This is a genomic window from Vibrio limimangrovi (assembly GCF_054064025.1).
In genome coordinates this window covers 271,833-293,837 of sequence record NZ_JBSUGF010000002.1, presented here as the reverse complement: position 1 = coordinate 293,837, position 22,005 = coordinate 271,833, and the positions used below count along the sequence as shown (strand labels likewise).

Sequence of the window (22,005 nt, the reverse complement as noted above, 5' to 3'; positions counted from 1 at the left end):
ATTATGAAAAGAACAATACTAATTTTAAGCCACTTAATCATGGTGTTAGTCACAGCCAATGTCTATGCAGCCGCGCAATCGGGACGTGTAGTGAGTGTACCTCACCACCAGTCTACTCAGCTGATGATATCAGGCAGTGCAAAAAAAGTGACCTTGGGTGACCCGACGATTTTGGACATACTGGTGCTGAAATCAAACGAGTTGTATTTGATCGGTAAAAAGCTTGGTACCACCAATGTATCGGTATGGGATCGCAGTGGGCGCATCATTGAATCCTTTAACGTCGAAGTAACCCACGATCTTAATACCTTAAAGTCAAAACTGTACCAATTTTTGCCGGACGAGAATATCGAAGTTCATAGTACTCAAGATAAAATCGTATTAAGAGGCTTGGTCAGCAGCCAGCAAAATATGGATGTGGCGATTAAAGTAGCTGAAACTTTTGCGGCGGGTAAGTCTGTTGATGAGAGCGATGACGAAGAAGAAGATAGTGACAGCTCAGTCATCAACTTGTTGTCTATTGGCGGTGCGCAACAAGTGACACTTGAAGTGACCGTGGCAGAAGTGCAGCGCTCATTAGTCCGTACCTTTGATTCCAACTTTCATTTTTTCCAAAAGAGCGGCGATATTACTTGGGGGGCAACCACGATAGGCAGTGCGATTGATGATATTGGTCCAATCTTGAGTGGCAACTCAGGGGTCAATGAATTTGGCTTTTTAGGCTCATTTATCGACAGTAACACGCTATTTACTTTCGCCCTTGACATTGCCAAACAAAATGGTGTGGCTAAGGTACTTGCTGAACCAAGCTTAACAGCACTGAGTGGTACTAAAGCTGAATTTGTCGCAGGTGGTGAATTCCCAATCCCAGTACCTAATGAAGACGGCATCACCATCGATTACAAAGAATATGGCGTAACATTGGATTTTATCCCCTACATTCTTAGTGATAAAAAAATCAATTTAAAACTCAATGTCAGTGTAAGTGAGTTGGCGACATCAGGTGTAGTGACCTATAGCGTTGGTGATACTAATGCCGCATATTACATCCCACCTCTCACTACACGCAGTGCGGGTAGTACGCTTGAATTGGCTGATGGACAAACGATGGGGATTGCAGGGCTGTTGAGTGAAAATGCTCGTAATGTTGATGAAGGTCTACCTGGTGTAGCTGATTTGCCAATATTAGGACGTCTGTTTAAGAGTGAGCAGTTTACTTCTGGAGAGACGGAACTGGTGATTTTGGTTACCCCTCGATTAGCTAAACCAGTAGACAGACGCAAAATTACCCTACCAACCGATGGCTTTGTTAGTCCGAATGACGTCGAGTTTTATTTACTAGGCAAGGGGGCAAGCTTGGACTTCGACAAATATCAGCTAGATGGTGGTTCTAAAGCCAATGTTATAAATGAACCTGACTATCAGTTCTCTACCAGTGACGGTGGTACAGATGGACAGTTTGGCCATAGTCTGTAGAGGGAAAGTAAGATGAAAAAATTGTTAAAATTTGTAGCTTGTTTGGGAGTTTTTGTCTTAACTGGTTGCGCCAATGATCCTGAATTGGGTGTGGCTTTAAGTCAATTGCATGCGGAACAGACACTTAACCCCAACGCATGGTATGAAAATATAGACTACCTGCCAGAGGGCAGTGGCGAACGTACACAAACCAGTCTGGGAGTGTACAACAATAATGGTGTAGAGAAGAAAAATTAAGTGATGATTTCACTTAGGAGGCCGCTATGAGGTGTAGAAAACCAACGGCAATGAAGCGCTCTCAGCAAGGGATCACTTTAGTTTTAATTAGCCTGATCATGCTTATACTAATTGGTATGGGCGCATTTGCGATGGATTTAAATCATCAGGTCTTAAATAAAGCGCGTTTGCAAAATGCAGTAGACTCAGCGGCTTTAGCATCGGCCGTAGTGGCTGATGAAACCAATGACCTTAAACTCTCAGAAGAGGCAGCAATAGATGCACTGAATAGTTTTGCTTCTTCTTCTGGTAATCAAGAATTAGTTTATACATCTGAGAACATTTCTATTACTTTCTCCACGGATAATCAAAACTTTGCCGCAGCAGGTAGTATTTCACCACTTAGTAGTGATGATATTTATGTTCGAGTAGCTGTGAGCAATGTTAATTTGACACAATATCTAAGTTATATATTTGGAGTTGGGAAAGATGTGTCTGCCAGTGCTGTTGCAGGGCCGAGTGCGGCAATCACACACTCGTGTAATCTAACGCCAATGGCGGTTTGTAGTCATCCAAACTCTACGGCTGAACAAGTATGGGGCTATAATCCTAGTGGTTATGATCCTACCGAATCGACGCTTGCATCTACGATACATGCGCTTAAAGTTAGTGATCAGCAAAACACAGCGATGGGTGCTGGCAATTTTCAGTTGATAGACTTTAGCCAATCTACAGTTGAAGAGGTTGAAGAGGACGATAGTCCAAGTAACGGTAATAACGGTAATAACGGTAATGGTAACGAGGATGGGGCTGGGGCGTCACTTATCCGTAGAGCGATGGCTGGCGGTTACAATGGTTGCGCAACGATAGGAAACGAGGTGGTAACCAAGACTGGTAATAATATTGGGCCCGTAGCACAGGGACTTAACACTCGTTTAAATGACTTTACGGGGCCGATCAAGGAAGACGGTGAAGTAAAGCCTGATATTTATGTCAAAGAAGCCACTCTTGCAACAGAAGAACTAGAAGGTGGCGGTATTAAAGTTACTTCTAGCGACTTTTTTTACAAGAATTATTTAGATTGTACAGTTAGAGATATTGGGTGTGTTGAGTCTGAAAATAACAAGCAAATACATATTGATGAACCTAAAGCACAGCCAGAACGACGAATTTTAAGAATACCCATAATTGATTGTTCACAATCTGAACCGGGTAAAACGAACTATCCGGTTAAGGGATTTGGTTGTTTTTTCTTGTTGCAGAAAGTGGATGGCAATGCATCGACAGGTGGTAATGTGTTTGGACAATTTTTATACGATTGTCCAATCAACAACGGTTCAACTGGTGTAGAGGCTTCTGATGCAGGTTTTTATCGAATTCAGTTGTATAAAGATCCTCTAAGCGGAGCATCTTGATATGAACGGTATCCATTACTCTTTTGTTGGAAGCAATAAGAAAAGCCAATCCGGTCTGGCTGCTCTTGAGTTTATTATTTGTCTGCCAGTATTGCTTATGTTATTGGCATTGTTGATAGATGTAAGCCGAGCGTTCATTCAGTACACAGAAATTAATAAAGCTTTGCAAAATGGAGTTCGGTATGCGGTAGTAGATACTTACGGTGAACTTAATTTTGGAAGTGTCGCAGAACCAGGGAAGATTATAAATATGGTGGTTTACGGTAAACCTGTTAAAACCGATGCTGACACTGAGCTTCTGAAGTTTCTTGATGAAGATAAAGTTTCGGTTACCTTGCCAACTGCCATTTCAAAAGAGGTTGTCGTATCTGCAAGCTACACTTATGTGCCAATATTTAGCACTCTTCCTTTTACTGATACCTCACTTGCTTTTGAAATTGGCGCATCAAGTAGAATGAGGACAGCGCCATGAGTAAATGGAAAGTCAAACAGAAGGGGGTCACTCAGGTTGAATTTACTTTGATAGCTTTAGCTGTGTTACTGGTGATTTTTTCGATTATCGAATTCGCGCTCTACTTTTATTCTATACAGATGGCCAATGAAGTCACCCGTAGAGCGGCTCGTTTAGCCACAGTTTGTTATATAGCCGATCGTGACGATATTAAATCATTACCGGCAGTTGAAGGCTTGTATCCACCTGGTTTTACTGCAGATAATTTAAAAATCAGCTATTTAAATGCCAATGGTAATGAAGTAAATGTCGACGAGTTTTTTTCTGAGTCACCGAATATAGCTACTCTTAATTCAATTTTTTCGACAATTCGGTATGTAAAGGCGGAAGCAAATTATACGTTTAAATTTTTGGTTTTATCTTTACTAATTAACGCTACGGGCGCCAGCCCAGAGTTTAAAACGATTTTACCTGCTGAAAGTTTAGGGATATTGAGGCCGGAAGGTGAATTGCCCGTAAGAGAGAATTGTGGGGAGTAGTTATGTTGAAACCAGTAGAAATAAATAAAGAAGAAAAAACAAGCAGCATCCATTCCCTTAAAACAAATATTAATATTTGGGTGATTTATGATACTGCTGAATTTAAAAGTACGATGGAAGCAGAGCTATCCAAGTGCGTCAATATTAATATTGAATGGTTGGATTTAAGTAAGGTTGCAGTAACCTCACTAGGTGAACGACGAACTCCGGATGTTATCTACATTGAAGCAGGTAACAGTTGGGCGCAAAAAATTTCCCATATTTATTCCAATGAAGGCAATTTGCAACGCAACCAAACTGCATTGGTGGTTTTTGGTGATGAGCATGACACAACATCTCTTAAGTTAGCGCTAAAATTAGGCGCGTCTGACTACTTACATCGCGAAGTTGGCTTGTATGAGTTGCTGCCACTGTTAGAGGATATTGCCAACGAAAAGGCCTCGAGCAGTGAAATCGGTGAATTGTCGCTATTTATTAATACCAAAGGCGGTTCTGGAGCGACAACCGTAGCACTGAATACGGCCATTGCGTTATCTGAGTATTCGAAAGGCAAGGTCTTACTTATTGATTTGGGTATGCAGTTTAGTGACGCTGCAGATTATCTAAATAGCAAACCCAAGTACAGTATAAATGACGTCATTGACACAATGAATGATCTCGATGAATTATCTCTAGAGGGATTGGTTTACAAACATCCTTCAGGTGTTAATTATTTATGTTTTAGTTCAGATAACATCAAAGATAACTATGATCGTGCGACAAAGGTAAGTGCTTTGATTCCGCTTTTACGCCAATACTATAAACATATTATTGTCGATATGTCTCACGGGGTTGAACATGTATTTCAGCATGTAGTAGCACCCGCTTCCTATGTTTATCTGGTGATGCAGCAAAATGTCACGTCGATCAAGCATGCCGCAAATTACTTAAAATCGCTCCAACTGGACTACGGTTTAACCGGAGGGCAGGTGCGGTTGGTGATTAATCGTTATGAAAAGAAAACATCGATTACGATTAAAGACATCGAACAAGCATTTCCGAACCAAGACATTCTGTTAGTACCGAACAATTTCTCTATTGCAATGGAATGTTCAAATTTGGGCAAACCGATTGTGCAATCAAAGAAAAACAGTGCGATTAAATCTTCACTTATTGGTATCTCACATCAACTGGAAGAGCCTGCAGACAAGCAAGGCCAAAGTTGGTTAGGCAAATTATTTTCTTAGCAGGTAGCCGCTATGTTTTTTAAAAGGAAGAATGTTGGCAGTAACTTTTCAGATGCTGAATTGCTAACTAGCAAAGGTGAGACTCGCAGTAATCCGGTTACCAAAACTGAAAAAAGTCATGTTCTGAGTTCTTCATCAATCGAAGAAAAAATCCGCATGATGGAAGCGGAAAGAAAGCAGCTCGAGCATGATCAGACGATAAAACATTACTATCACAGTAAATTATTGGATACGTTAGATTTAGGTTTGTTGTCACACCTTCAGGAAGACCGAGCTAAAGAAGAACTAAGAGAAGCGGTTGTTCAATTAATTGCAGAAGACCAGACTCACCCGCTTAGCTCAGAAGCGCGTAATCGTATGCTGCGCCAGATTGAAGATGAGATCTTTGGTTTGGGCCCGCTTGAGCCTTTGCTAGCGGATCCAACGGTGTCCGATATTCTAGTCAATGGTCCGAAAAGTATCTTTGTAGAACGGTTTGGTAAACTCGAAAAGACACCGCATACCTTTCTTGATGACCGCCATTTACGCAGCATTATTGACCGAATAGTCAGCCAGGTTGGACGCCGAATCGATGAGTCTTCTCCAATGGTCGATGCGAGACTTAAAGATGGCTCTCGCTTTAATGCCATCATCCCACCGCTTGCGATTGATGGTGCCTCAGTGTCAATCCGTCGTTTTGCAGTAGATCGACTTAATATGGAAAACTTGCTGCAACTTAATTCACTTTCGGAAGAGATGGCGAAGTTCCTCAATGCAGCGGTAGTCGGTGAGTTAAACATCCTGATTTCCGGCGGTACAGGCTCAGGTAAAACGACTACCCTTAATATTTTGTCGGGTTTTATTCCGTCTGATCAACGCATTGTCACCATCGAAGACTCGGCTGAGTTGCAACTGCAGCAGCCTCATGTAGTGAGGCTGGAAACTCGTCCGGCCAATATCGAAGGCAAGGGCGAAATATCTCAGCGCGAGTTAGTCAAAAACTCCTTACGTATGAGGCCGGATCGCATCGTTGTTGGTGAGGTCAGGGGCAGTGAAGCGGTAGATATGTTATCGGCCATGAACACTGGTCATGATGGCTCACTGGCGACCATACATGCGAACACGCCACGAGATGCATTAAGCCGTGTCGAAAACATGTTTTCTATGGCTGGCTGGAACGTATCGACGAAAAACCTTCGCTCTCAAATTGCTTCGGCTATAAACCTTGTCGTGCAGATGGACCGTCAGGAAGACGGTAAACGTCGTATGGTCAGCATTCAGGAGATTAATGGCATGGAAGGGGAAGTGATCACTATGTCCGAAATCTTTAAGTTCCAAAGGCAAGGCGTGGATGAAAACGGCAATGTGCTTGGTGATTACGTAGCGACAGGGATTGTTCCAGATTGTCATGACCAATTGATTAAACGAGGTTTGGACCTTCCATTTGAAATTTTTAATGAGAAAGTTCGATAGGAGGTATTATGAGCGGTCAATTGCCACTATTTTTGCTTTTGCTATTCTTGTCCGTGTTTTTTATCAGTCAGGCACTGATCATGCCTTCTGCCGGGAAAAAGGTAAAACATCGACATTTAATTCAACGAATTAAAGAGAGCCATAGGAATGTAGATCAGGAGAGTATTTCTTTATTAAAGGAAAACTCGCTAAAGAATTTATCTAGTGTGGAAAGGTTCTTAGTTCAGTTTTCTTTATTCGAGGTTTTTAAAAAGAAGCTTGAACTTGCTGGTATAGACACAACTTTTGGTAGGTTCTTGTTTCTTTCTTTTTTTTCTGGAGTTATCGCTTGTTTAGCATTGATTTTAGTTGGTCAGCGTTGGTATATAGGAATAGGAGTCGCTTTTGCGATATGGCTCGTTGAGTACTTCCTTATACAAAAACGTATAGCTGATAGATTGATAAAAATTGAAGAGCAACTGCCTGAAGCTCTAGATATCATCAAACGTGTTTTACAAGCAGGTCAGCCTATTAACCAGGCTTTTGGTGAGGTAGGTACTCAAATGCCCTCTCCAATTGGTCCGGAATTTAAGAATACCTTTAGTTTACTCAATTATGGTTACGATATGCGTTTGGCTATTATGCAGTTAATAGAGAGGGTCCCTACTGTTTCTATGATGGCCTTTTCAAGCGCAGTATTGCTGCAAAAAGAAACCGGCGGCAACTTAATTGAAAATATTGAAAAGTTATCAGTAGTATTAAGAGGAAGGTTTAAGCTTGCGAGAAAGATAAAAACAGTTTCCGCCGAGTCAAGAATGTCTGCTTGGGTTCTCGTTCTTGCACCATTTGTTATGTATATCATCATCGCTATATTCAACCCTAGTTATATCGCTATCTTACATAACCATCCAATAGGCGTAAAAATGATTATAGGTGGTATGGTTTCTCTTTTTATCGGCTCTATGTGGATTCGTAAGATTGTTAGTTTTGAGGTGTAGTTATGGATGTGTTAAATAACTTTGTTTCGAGCTTTAATATCAGCACAGAAGTATTGTTTATGTTATTTGTATTGGTAACAACGATACTTTTTGTAATGACAATTGGGTATGTAGTTATAGGTGTTAACTCTCCGGTAAAGAGGAAATTATCTGAGATCTCGACGGGTGAAAAAACAAAGCACACATCGCGTAATGAAAAAGTGATGAACACGTTAGAAACGTTAGCTCCTCTGTCTTCAGCTGGTAGTGAGAAAGAGCAGCAGACGACAAGAATGGTATTAATGCATGCTGGTTTTCACCAAAAAAATGCGCTCTCTTTATTTTATTCAATTAAATCGCTTACTACGATAATAGGCGTGATAGTCGCTGTTGGGCTATATATGTCTTTACCACAATCCAATAAGCTCTATACGTCTATGATTATATGTGTATTTGTAGGTTTATTTTTGCCTGATTTTTTTTTAAAAAAGCTAGCTAAAAAGCGTCAGGAACGAATTCGTTTAGGTGTGGCTGATATGCTTGACTTACTCGTTGTGTGTACCGAATCAGGATTAGGCTTCAATGCTTCTTTACGTCGTGTTGCTGATGAAATGGTAATCTCTCACCCAGATTTGGCGGACGAACTTGATACTGTTTGTTTGAAAATCCAAGCAGGTAAATCGATGCCTGATAGCTTAAAAGAGATGATTATCAGAACTGGCTTAGACGAATTTATGGGGCTAGCCAGTATGTTAAGTCACGCTTCGCGAATGGGGGGAAGCCTGGTTGATTCATTGCGTGAATATACAGAAGACTATCGAGATAAGAGACAACAAGCTGCAGAGGAAATAGCTGCAAAGATTCCGGTAAAAATGATGTTTCCTATGGTGTTGTTTATTTGGCCATGTTTTTTTATCGTAGCTATTGGACCATCAATTATTACTCTTATTGAAGCATTTTCGAAGCAATGACATATAAAAGCTAATTAATAACTAATATAGTTATAAGAACATATATATTAAGGGAAGATTATGTGGAAAGTTTACTCGCTTACTTTGTGCGCGTTATTGATTTCTGGGTGTGCAAGCAACGAGACAAAGCAAGCAGCCTTTGATAAAAGTTTGTATTCGGGCAAGCCTGTAGAGGCGTTAACGAATGATCAACCACCTGCTAATGAGGCTGAGGCAATTACTCGAGGAGATGCTGCGTTAACCAGTAACAATACGGATCTTGCTTTGTATGAATATATACGTTCTCTGACATTTGAAGATGGGGTTCATAAAGATAAGACGTTATATACCATCGGCCGAATTCACGAGACTCGTGGAGATTTTGAGTTAGCCGACAGGGCTTACCGTGCTTCTCTTGCCGAAAACCCAAACCACATAGGTTCGTTAGAAGAGCTAGGAAAACTCTACACCAAGCAAGGACGTAAAGATGTCGGGCTAAGTTACTATTTACGTGCTCTTAACGCTGACCAATTACGCCTCGGTGGGCAGGGGGATATAACAGCGAATAACATTTCTAGCGAAAATATTCTCTCACTTAGATACGATGAGAAATCACCCGTTAATGCTTATATCGGTCTAGGCGTTTTGTATGATATCAACAACAAGCACGATATCGCCCAAGCATTTTTACGTAAAGCGTTAGATATCAAACCTTATAACGAGAGTGCTCTTGTTAGTCTTGGATATTCGTACTACATGGTCGAAGACTATGCTAAAGCAACTCATTTTACTAATGCGGCCTTGGGTATCAATAGCAACAGTGAAAAAGCGATTAATAATTTAGGTTTAATTGCAATAGCTAAAGGAGAACCGAGAAAAGCCTTGAGCATTTTTGGGCACCATATGTCTTCATCGGAAGCTCTGAACAGTGTAGGATATTTCCTGATTTTGAGAGGGGAACCTGGAGAAGCGATTCCATACCTTCAGGAAGCGATTGATCAAAGTCCATCTTACTATGCCAAAGCGAATGATAATTTAGAACGTGCGCTCGCAATGGTAAGGGCTGAAAGAGATACATCTAAAGCGTTTATTCATTGATTTGCAATTATCTGGTTGTTAGTGAACAGTCTCGTGTTGTCTCTATCTACACTTAACTTCATTGGATTGCTGTACTTTCCAAAAATGAATAGGAAAAATGATACGAGTAGGTGTAAGAGGGCATGTAACGCAGCCCTCTTCAATAGAAAGTTATTTGATTGTCTATTTAGAAAGCATCAATTTGGGTTTCTCATCCATGCAATTTTGCTCAATCCAAAACTGAGGCAAATAATAATCAACTTTTATGTGGCGGTATTGTTGGTTGTCAATTCTCAAGTAGGTTTTGTAACCAATAAAAATCAATGCCCAAATTGCAATAAAGACCAGCATAGCATGCGAAATTTTTGAAACAACTGGTGCTATTGTTTTACTTGTTGACGGAGTATCTGCTTCGCTTGATATTGCCCAAAATAATGCTACAGAAATTGCAGTCAAGCCTTGACTCAATGGTTGATTCAATACTTCCGATATTAGGCTATAGGCGAAGCCAGATAACATAGTAATACCCAAAACTTTTAGATTCTCACTTGATGTTTTGTAGACACGATAAAAAGCCATAAGTAATAAGCTGATATAACATAAACTCGTTATAACACCCCATTCCACAGTCATTAATAATACGGAATTGTGCGGGCAACGAGCTATTACGTCATTATTGCATACAAATGTATCTCCTCCATGTCCCCAAAACGTTATCATTGCAATCGCGTTTGACCATAAGTCGAGTCGGTTTGAATCACTTAATCTTATATCCCCTTGCCCTGCTGGCCAGATACCATGAAGCCAGTATTGAGGTAATGGTGTAAATAGCGTCCATTTAATTATTATACCGAGCATCATAAGAATCATAATGAATTTAATACGTGATAGTTTGTCTGGTGACAAAACTATCCACAAAACGATACCTGAAAACGCAGCAATGAAAGCCCCTCGAGAGTCTAAGGTAATTAATAGACTAAAGTGCATAACCACGGGAGTTGCATATACCCAGCTTCTAGAGTGAGTTTTATTTTTCCAAGCAAAGTAGAGCAAAGGTAAGATAAGCCAGATTTGTATATAGTTAATAAACCTTGGGTTTACAAAACTGAATATGGATCTATAGTTTGGGGTGACTCCAATCGATGTTGAAATCCAATGGTAAATAACAACTGATAAAAACATCGCACAAGTTAACCAAATATAAAGGCGTAAAATGAGTAATTTACTTTCTAAGACAATGGGATGTAAGATTGCGATTACAATTATAAAAAGCAACGTATAGGTAAATACTGCTTGTGATTTAACCCAATACAAACTAAAAAAGTTTACAAAAAATGCATAACATAATGCTAAAAATATAAAAATTTGGCTAGAACGAGACAAGCTCAAGAAAGATTGAATTATATTCTTTCGAATTGGATAAGAAAAAATGACAACAGTTGCAGTCATTAATAGATAAAAGATAGTAAAAAATCTTTTGTTATCGTAAAGAGTTATAGGATCTAACCAGTAAGGAGTAAAGCTTAATATCACGGTTCCAACTAAGATAAAAAGCAATAAAAATTTGGGGTAGTACTGTGCGAGCGATATATCTATTTTCATTAAATCTTCCCATTGATTTATTGCATTTAACTTTTAGGTATAAAAACTATAAAATTTGTACTATTTTATATTCATCATCCATGTAATTGAACATATTATTCATAGTTTATGTAATTTAATGCAAGTAAATTTATTTTTTCATGGTAAAAACTTAAATAACCTTAATCACTGCTATGTTTGTGGCCAGCTGGGGTTCATTTTTTCTTTACATAGCCGATTTGACAACTCCCACCCCAACAAAAAACACTATCATCCACAGTATCGAAACGTTCAGCTTCTTGAGCAAATAGAAACCTGTAATAACCAAAGCAATATCCATTGGAGCAACTACGGCGCTGGTAAATACGGGTTGGTAAAGTGCTGCGAGCAGCAGACCAACTACTGAAGCGTTGACGCCACTTATTGCTCCTGATACCGCTGGTTTACCTGCCAGTGATTGCCAGTTCTTTAGTACGCCGAGTAGCAGAAGGAATCCTGGTAAGAAAATACCTAGGGTTGCGACTAGTGCGCCTAGGATTGGTGTGTCAGACAGCTCATAACCAATATACGTTGCAAATGTAAACATCGGGCCCGGTACGGCTTGTGCGGCGGCGTAGCCGGTTAAAAATGCGTCTTGGCTGAGCTGATCGCCAAGGATATTTTCTAATAGGGGAAGCACGACATGGCCGCCACCGAATACTAAACTTCCTGCCTGGAAGAAGTCGTTAAATAAACCAAGCATTGGCATGGTGTGAGCAATAAGCGGTAAGCCGAATAACAAAACAGTAAAGATCACCAGTGGCGTTAAGGTTGGTTTGAATGCTTCTGTTGCTATAGCTGACTCTTTCTTTAGATAACGTGTACCGACCACTCCTGCGATGATTAACGCCAGCATCTGAGTCAGGATGCCCGGTGCAAGTAACAGGGCTATCGCGGTTGCGACACATAATCCTGCAGTGAGTTTTGTCTGGCAAAAGTTCTTGTACATTCCCCACGTGGCGTCAGCAACGACAACGACTGCTAACAGTTTTAATCCGTGCACGATGTTTTGAAACAGAGCCGTATCGGTTATCTGGCTACTCACCATCGCTAATGCCAGCATGATGAGCACGGATGGCAGCGTAAAGCCAACATACGCAGCGCAAGCGCCACTCAAACCGCCGCGCTTGTAACCTAATGCAAAACCTACCTGACTGGAACCCGGCCCGGGTAAAAATTGGCTCAATGCGACGATTTGAGCGTATTCACTGTCATCTAACCATTTTAGTTTTTCCACGAAAGTCTGGCGGAAATAGCCAATGTGGGCGGCAGGTCCACCAAAGCTGAACCAGCCTAGCCAGAAGAAAGTTTTGAAGATGGCAAACATGTTGAGCCTGTTTATCTGATTTGAATTGTTGATAATTTATCTGCTGTTATAGAATGACTCAAATTGATAGTGTTGATTTAATTTATGAATGAAATGGGATTGGTAATCAAATGAAAGACGAAATCCAGTGGCGCAACATAGACTTAAATTTATTGGTGACCTTTTCTTATCTTTACCGCTATCGAAGTGTGAGTGTAGCCGCGGAGAATAGCTTCGTTAGCCAATCAGCCATGAGTCATAGCTTGTCGCGTTTAAGGCTGCTTTTTGACGATCCTTTGTTTGAGCGCAAAGGGCACAAAATGGATCCTACCGAGCATGCTCATAAAATTGCGCCGACGGTCCATCGCTTGCTGGATTCCATTGCCAAAGATTTGCTGACTAAATCGACGTTTGATCCTGAAAACTATTCGGGCGTGTGTCGAATTGGTTTAACCGATTACGCTGAATTCATTTTTGCTCCACAGCTCTATGATGAAATTCATCGCCGTGCTCCAGAAGCGCAAATCAGTTTTATCAATGTCGATCGTAGTAACTACATCGCGCGTACTGAACAGGATAAGCTGGATCTTGTTATAGGCAGTATGCCGGTATTGGACGACAACTTTGACAGTTTGTATTTGTATACCGAGAAGCACGTTTGTTTGTGTGACAAGCAAGTGTTGAAAGGGGAACAACAATTATCTCTGCAAGCGTTCGCTAGCATTGAACAAGCCTTGGTAAGTCCTGATGGAAGCTTAAAGACACAAGTAGACCAAAAGCTTGCCGAGTATGGTTTGAGCCGCAAGGTAACGGTGGCGTCACGAAACTTTCTCACTATCCGTCATCTTCTTAAGCATCGAGATTTAATTGCGATTGTGCCGGAGAAAATGGCGCTGGCAGAAGACTTTGCTGATGGTCTTGTTACGATGACACCTCCAGTCCCTGTCGCGGACTTTGATATTTCGATGCTGTGGCATACCAGCCGCACAAATGATGAAAAAGGCATCTGGCTGAGAAAAGCAGTCGCAGAATCGATCACTTGCCTAAAATAAGTTCTTAGCAAAAATAAGGGTGATAACGTTTACCCCTTCATGCCTTTCACGCTGAATTATCCCGCAAAGTTATATTGACTCATGCCAGAGGCTGCGTTCTGGTTTTTCATTCTCTCTGTTATTTGGAAAGAAGTGCTCATTTGTGTAATTTGGTGGAAACGTTTACACTATTTGAGTTCGATCACGGATCTGATACCGCATTGGTTGATAGACTTTTAACCAGTTAAGAGGTCGGCGTACCTACTCAGTGTCGGTTAAACAAGCTCAATCGACACTGAAGCAGGAGACAAACATGAAGCTGCAACAGTGGAGAAGCAAAAAATGAAAGTTCTTGTCACAGGCGGTATGGGCTACATCGGCAGTCACACGTGCGTGCAGATGATTGAAGCGGGAATGGAGCCAATCATCATTGATAACTTGTGCAATGCTAAGGTCGAAGTTCTCAGCAGAATTGAAGCGTTAACAGGCAAGCAACCTACGTTTTATCAGGGCGACGTTCGTGATGAAGCCTTTCTGGATTCGGTATTTGCGAAGCACGAAATTCAAGCTGTGATTCACTTTGCAGGCTTAAAAGCGGTGGGTGAGTCGGTTGTTAAGCCATTGGAATACTATGACAACAACGTCAATGGCTCACTGGTATTGGCGCGCAGCATGCGTAAAGCGGGCGTGAAAAGTATTGTGTTTAGTTCATCCGCAACGGTATACGGCGATCCGGACATCGTACCTATTACTGAAGATTCGCCAACTGGTGCAACCACCAATCCATATGGCCGCAGTAAATACATGGTGGAAGAGTGTCTGAGCGATCTGTTCAATGCTGAAAATGACTGGAGCATCACTTTGCTGCGTTACTTCAATCCGGTTGGTGCTCACCCGTCAGGCACCATGGGTGAAGATCCACAAGGTATTCCAAATAACTTGATGCCGTTTATAGCCCAAGTCGCGGTAGGTCGACGTGAAAAACTGTCTGTTTTTGGTAACGATTACCCTACGCCTGATGGCACCGGAGTTCGTGACTACATCCACGTGATGGACTTAGCGGATGGCCACATTGCAGCACTCAAAGCTGTAGGCGAAAAATCAGGACTACACATTTATAACCTCGGAACAGGTAAAGGCTCAAGCGTACTCGAAATGGTTGAGGCGTTTAGCGTGGCTTGTGGTAAGCCAGTTCCTTATGAGCTGTGTCCTCGCAGACCCGGTGATATTGCTGAGTGCTGGGCGAGCACTGAAAAGGCAGAGCGAGATCTTGGCTGGAAGGCAACACGCAGTGTCGCGGAAATGACGGCGGATACCTGGCTATGGCAATCAAATAATCCTCAAGGTTATTCCGCCTAAAGGTGATTCCGCTGAGGAATTTAAGCCGGGCTGCAGATCCAATCTCATCGAGATATGCAGTGAAAAGAACCTATTTTGAAAGTTGAGTAAGTAAGATGTCGAATGTTGAATTTAATCCAGTGGATCATCCACACCGTCGTTACAACCCACTGACGGGTCAGTGGATTTTGGTATCACCACACCGGGCAAAGCGCCCATGGAGTGGTGCTGATGAAAAACCTGCGGTGGATGAATTACCGAGTTACGACGGCAAGTGTTTCCTGTGTCCGACCAACGAACGTATTTCAGGTGACGTGAACCCTGATTACCAAGGCACCTATGTGTTCAATAACGATTTTGCGGCTCTGATGGTGGATTCACCTGATGCGCCTGAGTCGGACAACCCATTATTCAAAACTCAGGGTGTACGTGGTTTGAGCCGAGTGATCTGTTTCTCTCCGGATCACAGCAAAACGCTGCCAGAGTTACCAGTGAATAAAATTCGCGGTGTGATTGATACCTGGGATGAGCAGATAGAAGAGTTGGGTAGAGATTTTATCTGGGTTCAAGCTTTTGAAAACAAGGGTGAGACCATGGGTTGTTCTCAGCCTCACCCACACGGTCAGATTTGGGCGAACAGCTTTTTACCTAATGAGATAGAACGTAAAGAGCATAACCTAAAAGCGTATTACCAAGAGAACGGCAGCAACCTGTTGGTTGATTACGTTCAGGCTGAGCTAAAAGACGGCTCACGAATTGTTGTTGAAACTGAACACTGGGTTGCGGTTGTACCTTACTGGGCGGCCTGGCCATTCGAAACCATGCTGCTACCAAAAACACACATTCGCCGCATGAGTGAGCTAAACGATGATCAGCGAGATGATCTCGCAGTGGCAATCAAAAAACTGACCAGCCGTTACGACAACTTGTTCCAGTGCTCTTTCCCTTACTCGATGGGCTGGCATTACGCGCCGTTCTTTGAAGAAGGCACAGACATTGACCATTGGCAGCTGCATGCGCTGTTTTACCCGCCACTATTGCGTAGCGCGACAATTCGTAAATTCATGGTGGGTTACGAAATGCTGGCAGAAAGCCAACGCGATTTAACCGCTGAGCAAGCGGCACAGCGTCTGCGTGATTTGAGTGATGTGCATTATAAGGAAGGTTCTAGGTAAAACAAAGGTCCTAGGTTCTAGGGAAGGAAAACTGAATACGGAGCGCTTCGCTTGCGGAATACAGAAGGAAGGCTCGATCTCTGTGATCCGTATTCTGTAGTCTTTAATCTTTTCCTGGGAACTAGAACCTAGGAGCCTAGGACACTAGAAGTGTCGCCTGTATTCCGTAATCTGTATTCGTTTTCCTAGGACCTAGCTATCTAGGATCTAGGACCTTTAATAAAGAGATTTAACTATGTCTGATCTAATCCAAAATGTGAAAGCTTCTTTTGAGCAAGTATTGGGCTATGCACCAAGTCATATCATCCAAGCGCCGGGTCGCGTCAATCTGATTGGTGAGCACACTGACTACAATGACGGTTTTGTCCTGCCGTGTGCGATTAACTACCAAACGGTCGTTGCGGCAGCAAAGCGCGACGACAATCTGGTCCGTGTGGTGTCCGTTGATTACGGCAATGCTGTGGATGAGTTCGATCTCAGTAAGGGCATCACTTTCCAGGCAGATAAAATGTGGGCGAACTATGTTCGTGGTGTGGTTAAGTGTCTGCTTGCACGCGGTTATCAGTTCACTGGTGCAGATATCTCTGTGACTGGTAATGTTCCACAAGGTGCGGGTTTAAGCTCTTCAGCAGCGCTGGAAGTGGTAATAGGTCAAACGTTTAAAGTGTTGTTTAATCTGGAAATCAGCCAGGCAGAAATTGCATTAAACGGTCAGCAGGCAGAAAACGAATTTGTCGGTTGTAACTGCGGCATCATGGATCAAATGATTTCAGCGGAAGGCCGCGAAAATCACGCGATGCTTCTGGACTGCCGTAGCCTTGAAACTGAAGCAGTATCAATGCCTGAAGATATGGCGGTGGTGATCATCAACTCGAATAAAAAGCGTGGTCTGGTTGATAGCGAATACAACACGCGTCGTCAGCAATGTGAAGAGGCTGCACGTATTTTTGGCGTTAAGGCACTGCGAGATGTGACTATTGGGCAGTTTAACGAAAAAGCCTCTGAGCTTGATGAAATGGTCGCCAAACGCGCGCGTCACGTTATTACAGAAAACGATCGTACGGTGGAAGCTGCACAAGCTCTGCGTGCTCATGATATGAAACGCATGGGAGAGTTGATGGCGGAGTCACATGCTTCAATGCGTGATGATTTCGATATTACGGTCAAAGAGATCGACACACTGGTTGAAATGGTCAAAGAAGTGATTGGCGAACAGGGTGGCGTACGTATGACCGGTGGTGGTTTTGGCGGTTGTGTTGTGGCGTTAGTTCCGCCAACTCTGGTTGACGAAGTAAAAGCAACCGTTGAAGCGAAGTATGAAGCTGCGACAGGGTTAAAAGAGTCGATTTACGTTTGTCAGGCAAAAGAGGGCGCGGGTCTGGTCGACGTGCTGTAAGGGTAAGTGATGGAAGCAGTATTTAAACCGTTGGAGCAGACGATGGCAAAAACACCGTCGTTTGATGGTCAAAACGCCAATCTAATCCACTTAACCAATGCAAATGGCATGACGGCATCGTTTATGGATATTGGAGCGACATGGCTGAGTTGTACGCTTCCGATTAACGGAGAGCACCGCGAAGTGCTGCTGCGTTCCGCAAATATGGCAGAACACATGCAGCAAGGCGCGTACTTTGGTGCCATTGTTGGTCGCTTTGCCAACCGTATCGCAAAAGGTCAGTTTGAAGTTGAAGGACAGCGTTATCAACTTGACATCAATAATGGTGAAAACGCGCTTCATGGTGGCTTAAACGGATTTGATAAAAGGCGCTGGACGATCGTGGATCACAGTTCTCAGCAAGTGGTATTCGTGCTGAATTCTCCAGATGGTGATCAAGGTTACCCTGGCAACCTCGATGTCAAAGTGACCTATATCTTATCGAATGATAATGAGTTAATCATCGAATATGGAGCGAGCGTCGACAAGACTTGCCCGGTGAATTTAACCAATCACGCGTACTTCAATTTAGCGGGAGAAGGCAGCGAAGAGAATGCGTTAGCGCATACATTGCAACTGAACGCGACATACTATCTGCCAACCGATGCGGGATTAATTCCAACTGGTGAGCAAAAGCCAGTTGCAGGAACAAGCTTTGATTTCACTGAGCCTAAGTGGATTGGGAAAGATTTCCTTGCCGAACAAGATCAGAAAACCGCTGCTGGCTATGATCACGCTTTTGTGTTCACGCCTGAAGAGACCGATGGTGTGTCTGCCGCCGCGGTTCTGATCGCTCCGAAAGAAGATGTCTTGATGAGAGTAAAAACCACCAAACCTGCGATTCAGGTTTATAGCGGTAACTTTCTGGCGGGCACGCCTGGCGCGAGCAAAGTATACGAGTCTTACGATGGTCTGGCCTTGGAAACCCAATATTTTCCTGACGGACCAAACAAACCAGAATGGGGACTCAACCGAGGGGTGTTGAGCTCTGGGGGTTGCTATCAGCACCAGACTGTTTATCAGTTTGAATTTTAGATAGCCTTTTTGGTGGGCGGTTATCAATGTAACGAAAGCATTGATCATTATCGTCCAGTAGCGAGATGAGCAGTTACGCCCACCTTTTTTCATCGTAAGCCAGTCAAGACACCATTCAAGAGTGGTTCACATTTATTGCTTGTCTATATTTTTGCCACAGAAATTTTTGCCACAGAATCTCGGCGCACTAAAGTCGGACTAAAAATGATCGTCTCATCTTCAACTTTTTCATCGCGTGACAGCGCTAGTGCCAGACGAGTCGCTCTTTCTGCCATCATCTCAATAGGGTAGCGGATAGTAGTCAAACCTGGATGGACGAATCGAGCAATTAATCCATCATCAAATCCTACCATCGAAACCTGTTGCGGTACTTCAATACCATTTTGATCTAAAGCGGCTAATGCGCCCGCTGCCATGTAGTCGTTATAAGCGACGACACCAGTTATCTCGAGAGATTTGGTCAATAGGTTTGTCATTGCCACTTCGCCACCATCACTGTTTGGTTCACCATATTCGATATAGCTTTTTGATAGCTCAATACCATATTCTTTTAGTGCAGCCTGATAACCTTGCAAGCGTTCATCGGTATCTTCGATATCGTGAGACGAGGAGATACAGGCAATCTTACTGTGGCCGTGGCGAATCAGATATTCCGTTGCTAAGAATGCCCCTTTGCGGTTATCGAGAGAAATACAGCGCTCGGCCAGTTCTGGAATATGACGGTTGATTAATACCATTCCTTTGACTTCGTTTGCGTAGCTGATCAGTTCCTCGTCAGATAATCCCTTGGCGTGTATGACAAGTGCATCACAACGACTGTTAACCAATAATTCTAACGCCCGGCGCTCGTCCGCTGCTTTATGGTAACCGTTACCAATTAATATGTGCTTACCGTTTTCACGAGCCACGGTGTCGACAGACTTGATCAACGTACCGAAGAAAGGATCGGACACATCACTCACCAACACGCCAATCGTATTGGTGCTCTGGCTTACCAGTGCCCGAGCGGCGGCATTTGGCCGATAACCGAGTTTGCTCATGGCTTGAGTAACTGCATCAATGGATGATTGGCTTGCTTTAGGTGATTTATTGATCACGCGCGATACCGTAGCGACCGATACGCCGGCTTCTTTTGCAACATCTTTGATGGTTGCCATATCTGACCTTTGTGTATGAGAACGTTTGACTGCAAGTATTAAACACCCAATGTGTAATAAGTGCAATTTGGCTTTTTTGTTTATGAGGTGTTGAGCGCTTACTCTATGTAAATAATGAATTTATATCAGTGTAAACGTTATCTTTTGGGGGCGTGAGATTCCCGACTAAGATCCTTCGTCTCAATCAGGAATGACGCTTTTTAGGGGTAGGAACTAAGCATGTTGCGCAATCAGCGCGTCAATCAATTCGTAGTGATGATCTTGTACGCCCGCCAGATTACCGTATTTAGGCTGGTGGCGATCATTCTCTTTCGCATGCTGCCAACCAACAGTATGACGAACAAAATGCTCAGCAAAAGCATGAGAAACTTCCAGACACCCCGCCATAACGGTATCGACGTAAGTTTGCATTATCGGGCTGTTAGAGCAGGGCGGTAACGGCGCATCTTTTACATAGACCCAAATGGCATGCTCGCGGTTAAATGACAGCTCTGTCTCGATTTGTTCAGGGCGAATTTGAATGCGGTGATAGCCACGTTCGCGGCGATCGAACTCTGCTAAAGCGGCTTCATCGACTTCAAGTAATACGCCATTGACTTGTCCTTCACCTTCGTTAACGATTAGCGGAGACAGGGTGTAACTCTCATCGATTTTTCCCCAGTAGCGCACTAGTCCGTGAGCGATGACAGGAATAGCCGTTCCCGTTTGTCCGGTTAACTTGCGCGAAGCAGAATTGATTAAGCTGCCATAGCCGAATATGTACATCTTATTTGTGTCCCTTTCTTTATTTCTTTCAGCAACTATTTCTTTATACCTAACCGTTCGGAGAAGCACAACTTTACCCCTAAAGTATAATCTTGCTCATAAACATGTATATTTTATGTATGTTTATGTTAGCATCGATTTTGTAGCTGAATTAACCTGCATAGACTGAAGCTTGAGGGCAAGATAATGCTGAACATCACCGATAAAAAAGTGGAAGAGAAAATCCCTGCATGGCTGCGTTTAGGGTTTAGGCCGTTTTTCCTATTTGGCGCTATTTATGCCGTTGTTGCGATAGCTCTGTGGGTGTGGATGTTCCAGACCGGCCAGCCAAGTGCACTTGGTGTCCCTGCATTATGGTGGCATGTACACGAAATGTTATTTGGTTTTTCAATGGCTATTGTCACTGGGTTTGTTTTGACGGCTGTTCAAAACTGGACTGGAATCAACGGCACCAAGCACTACACACTTTTAGCGATTTTTGGCTTGTGGCTTGCTCCCAGAATACTGCTTTGGACGCCCGTCCCGTTATGGCTAATCAGCATTATTGAAGCGCTGTTTTTGCTGTCTGTGGCTTATGAAGTTGGCATTCGTGTTTACCAGTCAAAAGGGTGGCGTAATCTGTTTTTTGTTCCACTTTTCTTATTGGCGATTTTTGCTAACTTTGCCAGTTATGCGACGGTAAAAGGCATGCCACCGTTTACTTCCTCTGCGGTGTGGCAGGCCATGCTGTGGTGGTTTACCTTGCTGCTCTCTGTGATGGGGGCAAGGGTGATCCCTTTCTTTACCGCACGTCGATTTAACTTCGAGAAAGCCCAGCCTTTAGCGTGGCTCGACTGGCTGGCAAACTTGCCATTAGTGATGTTGTTTATCCTGAGCTTTTTCCCCGTGACATTTGCGGAAATAGGCAATCCTCTGATGCTATTCGCAGGCATCGCACAGCTAATTCGTTTCTTGCGCTGGAAGCCTTGGCTAACGTTGAGCGAGCCGTTGGTGTGGTCACTGCATGCCGCGTACCTGTGTTTGCCGATAAGCTTACTGTTGCGTGGGACCTGGGGGGACGCATTTGCAAGCCATAACTTGATTCACTTGTTCGCAATAGGAGCTCTGGGCGGCTTGATTTTAGCGATGATTGCTCGAGTCACCATGGGGCATACAGGGCGTATGATTTACAAAGGCCCAAATATGAGCATTGCCTTTGCATCGATTATTGCTGCCGCGGTGGTACGGAGCTTTGCTGTAATATTTGATCCGTCAAACATGATGCTCTGGATTGATATCAGTGGCGGGTTATGGATTTTAGCGTATGGACTGTTTGTCTGGCGATTCGGCGTTATGCTGATTACGCCGCGTATTGATGGCCACCCGGGCTAAAAATGTAGGCTAAT

At 43.1% G+C, this 22,005-nt stretch carries 20 protein-coding genes; 16 read left to right on the top strand and 4 right to left on the bottom strand.

What is annotated here, in order from left to right:
* The first annotated feature begins 3 nt into the window (after window positions 1–3).
* From ACWYU8_RS03420 to ACWYU8_RS03375, 10 genes are read left to right on the top strand one after another with little or no spacing between them, the layout of a single operon-like run.
* Window positions 4–1,476 (top strand): type II and III secretion system protein family protein, encoded by a 1,473-nt coding sequence (locus tag ACWYU8_RS03420; protein WP_457517162.1) that lies wholly within the window; start codon window positions 4–6, stop codon window positions 1,474–1,476.
* A 12-nt stretch (window positions 1,477–1,488) separates the two neighbouring features.
* On the top strand, window positions 1,489–1,713 hold the full coding sequence (locus ACWYU8_RS03415; protein WP_457517161.1) for a hypothetical protein: 225 nt from the start codon (window positions 1,489–1,491) through the stop codon (window positions 1,711–1,713).
* Between the two features lie 26 nt (window positions 1,714–1,739).
* Window positions 1,740–3,107 (top strand): pilus assembly protein TadG-related protein, encoded by a 1,368-nt coding sequence (locus tag ACWYU8_RS03410; RefSeq protein WP_457517160.1) that lies wholly within the window; start codon window positions 1,740–1,742, stop codon window positions 3,105–3,107.
* 1 nt (window position 3,108) lies between these two features.
* Window positions 3,109–3,579, top strand: coding sequence for a TadE/TadG family type IV pilus assembly protein (locus tag ACWYU8_RS03405; protein ID WP_457517158.1), 471 nt, complete (start codon window positions 3,109–3,111; stop codon window positions 3,577–3,579).
* Window positions 3,576–4,097 carry a TadE/TadG family type IV pilus assembly protein gene (locus tag ACWYU8_RS03400; protein ID WP_457517156.1) on the top strand — a complete coding sequence of 174 codons (522 nt, stop codon included), beginning with the start codon at window positions 3,576–3,578 and terminating at the stop codon, window positions 4,095–4,097. Before ACWYU8_RS03405 ends, ACWYU8_RS03400 begins: the two co-directional genes overlap by 4 nt.
* Before the next feature lie 2 nt (window positions 4,098–4,099).
* Window positions 4,100–5,323 (top strand): AAA family ATPase, encoded by a 1,224-nt coding sequence (locus ACWYU8_RS03395; RefSeq protein WP_457517154.1) that lies wholly within the window; start codon window positions 4,100–4,102, stop codon window positions 5,321–5,323.
* Window positions 5,324–5,335: 12 nt separating this feature from the next.
* Window positions 5,336–6,775 carry a CpaF family protein gene (locus ACWYU8_RS03390; protein ID WP_457517152.1) on the top strand — a complete coding sequence of 480 codons (1,440 nt, stop codon included), beginning with the start codon at window positions 5,336–5,338 and terminating at the stop codon, window positions 6,773–6,775.
* Window positions 6,776–6,783: 8 nt separating this feature from the next.
* Complete coding sequence (locus ACWYU8_RS03385) at window positions 6,784–7,752, top strand: type II secretion system F family protein (RefSeq protein ID WP_457517150.1); 969 nt, start codon at window positions 6,784–6,786, stop codon at window positions 7,750–7,752.
* 2 nt (window positions 7,753–7,754) lie between these two features.
* A complete protein-coding gene (locus ACWYU8_RS03380) occupies window positions 7,755–8,702 on the top strand; it encodes a type II secretion system F family protein (RefSeq protein ID WP_457517148.1) in 948 nt (315 codons plus the stop codon).
* A gap of 60 nt (window positions 8,703–8,762) precedes the next feature.
* Window positions 8,763–9,779: a tetratricopeptide repeat protein gene (locus ACWYU8_RS03375; RefSeq protein WP_457517146.1), complete on the top strand. Its 1,017-nt coding sequence runs from the start codon at window positions 8,763–8,765 to the stop codon at window positions 9,777–9,779.
* A 162-nt stretch (window positions 9,780–9,941) separates the two neighbouring features.
* On the opposite strand, the gene ACWYU8_RS03370 is transcribed toward ACWYU8_RS03375, so the two are convergent.
* Both ACWYU8_RS03370 and chrA read right to left on the bottom strand, forming a co-directional pair.
* Window positions 9,942–11,360, bottom strand: coding sequence for an O-antigen ligase family protein (locus tag ACWYU8_RS03370; protein WP_457517144.1), 1,419 nt, complete (start codon window positions 11,358–11,360; stop codon window positions 9,942–9,944).
* A gap of 205 nt (window positions 11,361–11,565) precedes the next feature.
* Window positions 11,566–12,705 (bottom strand): chromate efflux transporter, encoded by a 1,140-nt coding sequence (gene chrA, locus ACWYU8_RS03365; RefSeq protein ID WP_457517142.1) that lies wholly within the window; start codon window positions 12,703–12,705, stop codon window positions 11,566–11,568.
* 110 nt (window positions 12,706–12,815) lie between these two features.
* On the opposite strand from chrA, the gene ACWYU8_RS03360 reads away from it, so the two are divergent.
* The 5 genes from ACWYU8_RS03360 to galM all read left to right on the top strand — a co-directional run bounded on the left by ACWYU8_RS03360 (window position 12,816) and on the right by galM (window position 18,698).
* Complete coding sequence (locus tag ACWYU8_RS03360; protein WP_457517140.1) at window positions 12,816–13,736, top strand: LysR family transcriptional regulator; 921 nt, start codon at window positions 12,816–12,818, stop codon at window positions 13,734–13,736.
* A gap of 321 nt (window positions 13,737–14,057) precedes the next feature.
* Window positions 14,058–15,074, top strand: a complete 1,017-nt coding sequence (gene galE, locus ACWYU8_RS03355) for a UDP-glucose 4-epimerase GalE (RefSeq protein ID WP_457517138.1) — start codon at window positions 14,058–14,060, stop codon at window positions 15,072–15,074.
* Window positions 15,075–15,169: 95 nt separating this feature from the next.
* A complete protein-coding gene (locus ACWYU8_RS03350; protein WP_457517136.1) occupies window positions 15,170–16,228 on the top strand; it encodes a UDP-glucose--hexose-1-phosphate uridylyltransferase in 1,059 nt (352 codons plus the stop codon).
* 235 nt (window positions 16,229–16,463) lie between these two features.
* Window positions 16,464–17,624 (top strand): galactokinase, encoded by a 1,161-nt coding sequence (gene galK, locus ACWYU8_RS03345; protein ID WP_457517134.1) that lies wholly within the window; start codon window positions 16,464–16,466, stop codon window positions 17,622–17,624.
* Window positions 17,625–17,633: 9 nt separating this feature from the next.
* Complete coding sequence (gene galM / locus ACWYU8_RS03340; RefSeq protein WP_457517132.1) at window positions 17,634–18,698, top strand: galactose-1-epimerase; 1,065 nt, start codon at window positions 17,634–17,636, stop codon at window positions 18,696–18,698.
* Between the two features lie 143 nt (window positions 18,699–18,841).
* Here galM and ACWYU8_RS03335 read toward each other — a convergent pair whose 3' ends face one another.
* Both ACWYU8_RS03335 and ACWYU8_RS03330 read right to left on the bottom strand, forming a co-directional pair.
* The gene (locus ACWYU8_RS03335) at window positions 18,842–19,855 is read right to left on the bottom strand and encodes a substrate-binding domain-containing protein (RefSeq protein WP_457517130.1); all 1,014 of its coding nucleotides are present in this window, start codon (window positions 19,853–19,855) and stop codon (window positions 18,842–18,844) included.
* 213 nt (window positions 19,856–20,068) lie between these two features.
* A complete protein-coding gene (locus tag ACWYU8_RS03330; RefSeq protein WP_457517128.1) occupies window positions 20,069–20,620 on the bottom strand; it encodes a gamma-glutamylcyclotransferase family protein in 552 nt (183 codons plus the stop codon).
* A gap of 186 nt (window positions 20,621–20,806) precedes the next feature.
* Here ACWYU8_RS03330 and ACWYU8_RS03325 point away from each other — a divergent pair, with 186 nt between their 5' ends.
* Window positions 20,807–21,991 carry an NnrS family protein gene (locus tag ACWYU8_RS03325; RefSeq protein WP_457517126.1) on the top strand — a complete coding sequence of 395 codons (1,185 nt, stop codon included), beginning with the start codon at window positions 20,807–20,809 and terminating at the stop codon, window positions 21,989–21,991.
* Window positions 21,992–22,005: the final 14 nt, after the last annotated feature.